Origin of the sequence: Parasphingorhabdus sp. (genome assembly GCF_036964675.1) — a bacterium.
GTDB lineage: Bacteria > Pseudomonadota > Alphaproteobacteria > Sphingomonadales > Sphingomonadaceae > Parasphingorhabdus.
Map to the genome: position 1 here is coordinate 4,974 of NZ_JBALTF010000014.1, position 3,858 is coordinate 8,831.

Annotated in this window: 4 protein-coding genes; 3 read left to right on the top strand and 1 reads right to left on the bottom strand. The window is 56.6% G+C overall.

Features of this window, described 5'->3' with window-relative positions:
• Positions 1-63: 63 nt before the first annotated feature.
• From mutM to V7665_RS04235, 3 genes are all read left to right on the top strand, one after another.
• Complete coding sequence (mutM, locus tag V7665_RS04225; RefSeq protein WP_335663290.1) at positions 64-876, top strand: bifunctional DNA-formamidopyrimidine glycosylase/DNA-(apurinic or apyrimidinic site) lyase; 813 nt, start codon at positions 64-66, stop codon at positions 874-876.
• A gap of 112 nt (positions 877-988) precedes the next feature.
• Positions 989-1,258 (top strand): 30S ribosomal protein S20, encoded by a 270-nt coding sequence (gene rpsT / locus V7665_RS04230; protein WP_335663291.1) that lies wholly within the window; start codon positions 989-991, stop codon positions 1,256-1,258.
• A 276-nt stretch (positions 1,259-1,534) separates the two neighbouring features.
• Complete coding sequence (locus tag V7665_RS04235) at positions 1,535-2,194, top strand: DUF4136 domain-containing protein (RefSeq protein ID WP_335663292.1); 660 nt, start codon at positions 1,535-1,537, stop codon at positions 2,192-2,194.
• A gap of 12 nt (positions 2,195-2,206) precedes the next feature.
• On the opposite strand, the gene dnaA is transcribed toward V7665_RS04235, so the two are convergent.
• Positions 2,207-3,580 carry a chromosomal replication initiator protein DnaA gene (dnaA, locus tag V7665_RS04240; protein ID WP_442955173.1) on the bottom strand — a complete coding sequence of 458 codons (1,374 nt, stop codon included), beginning with the start codon at positions 3,578-3,580 and terminating at the stop codon, positions 2,207-2,209.
• Positions 3,581-3,858: the final 278 nt, after the last annotated feature.

The following is a 3,858-nucleotide window of genomic DNA, read 5'->3' on the forward strand; positions in this document are numbered from 1 at the left end:
AGCCTTGGCAGCACTGCAATCACTCTGTAGCTGCCCATTGGACCGTAACGGATGAGGACTGCCATGCCCGAGCTGCCCGAAGTGGAAACGACCGTCGCCGGTTTGCGGCCGGTGCTCGAAGGGCAGCGCCTCACTCTGGTCGAACCGCGCCGCGCCGATCTGCGCTGGCCGATTCCAGTCGATTTGCGGCAGCGGATGACCGGTGCGGTGGTGACCTCGCTTGGCAGGCGCGCGAAATACGGACTGATCGAGACCGATCGCGGCGATGTAATGATTTTCCATCTTGGCATGTCGGGTCGCTGGCGAATCGATCCGGCGGAACTGGAAAAACACGATCATCTGCTGATAGAGACCGAAGCCGGTCACCGCATGGTGCTCAATGATCCCCGCCGATTCGGATCGCTGGATATCGTGCGCGCCGAGGACCTTAGCAGCTATAAGCCTTTTGTGTTGATGGGGCCGGAGCCGCTGGGGGACGATTTTACTGGTAGCTATCTGAAAGCCGCGACCAAGGATCGCAAGGCCCCGATCAAGCAGTTGCTGCTCGACCAGCGCACGGTCGCGGGACTCGGCAATATCTATGTATGTGAAGCGCTGCACATGGCTGGCATATCGCCGAGCCTGAAGGGCGGCGCGATCTCGAAGCCCCGCTATGAGCGGCTTGTTGTGGCGATCAAGCAGGTTCTGATCGCGGCCATTGCCGCCGGCGGGTCTTCCCTGCGCGATTTCGTGCAACCGGGTGGCGAACTGGGCTATTTCGCCAAGGACTGGCTGGTCTATGGCCGGGAAGGGGAGACCTGTCATTGCGGTGCGCCGGTGCTGCGGCGAGTCGATAGCGGACGGTCAACCTTCTACTGTTCGCAATGTCAAAAATAAGCGGTTCACTAAGCTATTGACGAGAATCGGGAGTCACGCTATTGCCCGCCGTCTTGAGCCGGAAGCGGTACATTACGTCCCGGCATTTAATTTCAGATTTTGAGGGTTTTTCATGGCTAATACGCCGCAAGCAAAAAAACGTATCCGTCGCAACACGCGTCGCACCGCGATTAACAAAAATCGCTTGAGCCAGATCCGGACCAAGATCAAGGCTGTGGATGCAGCGGTTGAGTCTGGTGATAAAGCTGTGGCAGCGGCAGCACTTAAAGCCGTACAGCCTGAATTGGCACGCGGTGTCACCAAGGGCCTGTATCACAAGAATACGGCTTCGCGGAAGTTTAGCCGTCTGACAAAACGGGTTGCCGCGCTGCAAACCGCTTAATCAGCCGTCCAGAACTGCAAAGAAAAACCCGTCCGATTGTGGCGGGTTTTCTTTTGGGCGATTGCCGTCTGATTCGCCGCTGGTTCAGCCGATTCGGCTGACGGAGCGTCGGCATATCGTGCCAGAGACCGGCTGACGGTCCCGTTTTTCCTTGTGCAGTTGTTCCGAAAGGGTCCAGGTCGGTCGCAGGGCGTCAACCTGTCGTCGTTCAAAGCTGGTTCAGCCCGGCTTCTCTATCATGCCAGCCATGATGGTGGGCAATCTTAAGGAAGAAACATGACAATTTTCGCCAAACATGGTTTCAATCGCAAAGCGCTTTCGCTGTTCGCGCCGCTTGCCGTTCTGACTCTTAGCGCCTGTGCCACGCCGTTTCGAGCGGACGTCCAGCGTTTCGTCGCGCTTCCTGACACCACGGGCCAGAGCTTCGCCGTTGTTGCGGCTGATCCTGATCTGTCCGGCGGGCTCGAGTTTGGGCAATATGCAGCACTGGTGGAACAGCGCATGCTCGATCTGGGCTATCGGCGCAGCGATGATCCTGCGGCGGCGGAGCTGATCGTCAGCATGGATTATGATATCGACAAGGGACGGGACAAAGTGGTCGCCGATTATGATCCGTTTTTTCCCTCTGCCCGATTCGGAGGATATTATGGCAGCCACCGGTATCGCTATGGCTTTTATGATCCGTTCCTGTTCGGCGGTTCGGGCTTTTCCGGCTATGGCGATGTCCGCAGCTTTACCGTGTACACCACGGAACTGGAATTGAAGATTGACCGTGCGGTCGATGGCGAACGCCTGTTCGAAGGCAAGGCCGAGGCGTTGTCGCGGTCGAAGAATCTGACCTATCTTGTACCGAATCTGGTCGAAGCCATGTTCACCGACTTTCCGGGAAACAGCGGCGAACGGGTGCGGATTTCGGTCGCTCCCGAGAAAAAATAGGATCGGTCGTTTTCAGCTTTCAAGCTGGCGAAGGAGCATCCGGACATCATTGTCCATTTCGCTATCTTCGCCGCGCAAATGCTCGACCAGTTTGACCGCGTGGATAACCGTACTGTGGTCACGGCCACCAAATTTCCGGCCAATTTCGGGATAGCTGCGCGGGGTCATCACCTTCGCCAGATACATGGCTACCTGGCGTGGTCGGGCGACTGCGCGGGCGCGGCGTTTGGATGACATCTCGTTCCGGTCGAGCCGATAATATTCACACACCGTGCGCTGGATCTCATCGATCGTGATCCGGCGGCGACAGGCGCTCAATATATCGGACAATTGTTCTTCGGCCAGTTCGGGGCTGATTTCGCGCCCGGTCAGCTGGGCATAAGCCAGCAGCTTGTTGAGGCCGCCCTCGAGTTCGCGCAAATTGCGGCTGATCGTGCGAGCGAGGAAATCGACGACCTCTTCCGACACATGCTGATGCGGCATGGTGGCGAGGCGATGCTGGAGAATGTCGCGGCGCAGTTCAAGGCCAGCGGACTGGATATCGGCAACCAGCCCCATCGACAGACGGGAAAGCAACCGCTGGTCGACACCATCAAGCGCTTGCGGAGGACGGTCTGCGGCCACGACAACGCGTTTGCCCTGACTGATCAGAGAATCGACCGTATGGAGGAATTCTTCCTGGGTAGAATTTTTGCCAACAATGAACTGGATATCATCAACCATCAGCAGATCGGCTTCGCGCAGTGATGCCTTGAATTCCATTCCCTCGTTGCGGCGCATGGCCGATACGAATTCGATCATGAACCGTTCCGCCGACATATAAATGATAGTCGAGGTAGGAAATTCTGCGCGAAACGCATGACCGATGGCGTGCATCAAATGCGTCTTGCCCTGACCGGTCGAGGATTGAAGATAGAGCGGGCTGAAAAGCGGTTTTTCGGCTGCTGCCGTGCGCTGAGCGGCATTGAGCGCGAGAACATTCGAATGGCCAGCGATAAATTGGTCAAAGGTCATCCGCGGATCAAGGTCCAGGCGGAATTTGCTTTCGGGAACAGCGTTGTACTTGCTCTGTGCCGCCGCACCATTGGCCTGCGAAATCTGAGCTATTTTGGCTGCCCCTGACTGGGCCCGAAAAGCAAGATCTCTGACCGCCGGATGATGGGCTTTCCACGCGAGCAACAGACGGTCGGCATAGCGATCACGGACCCAGGTGGCAGCAAATTCCGAAGCGAGCTCCAGATGCAATATGCCCGTGTCCGAATCAAAAACAGAGAGTTTGATCGGCTTGATCCACTGGCCGAAAATCTGTGCACCCAAATCACGCCGCAAGCCTGCACAGATTTTGAGCCATATCGTTTCCAGATCAGTTGAAATAACGGTCTCCATAGCGACGGGACTGTTCCCGGACAGCCTGCTATCCCGGTTTTGTGCACTTTTATTCACGATCATCCCCCGACATCTTCCCCGTTTGGCGCGCGTGATCGCAACGCCGATACATGACCGCGGATCCTGAATTAGGCAGCCCTCAAATACCCCCAGCCATGGGAATCAATCAGGCGCAGCAGTCCGTTGCTGAAAATACGTTTTCAACGATCATCTTTATTTTCAAATTAGGCCTCGTCATGGAATCCATGGCCATCAGCCGAGCATCCTTAGTAAGCGCC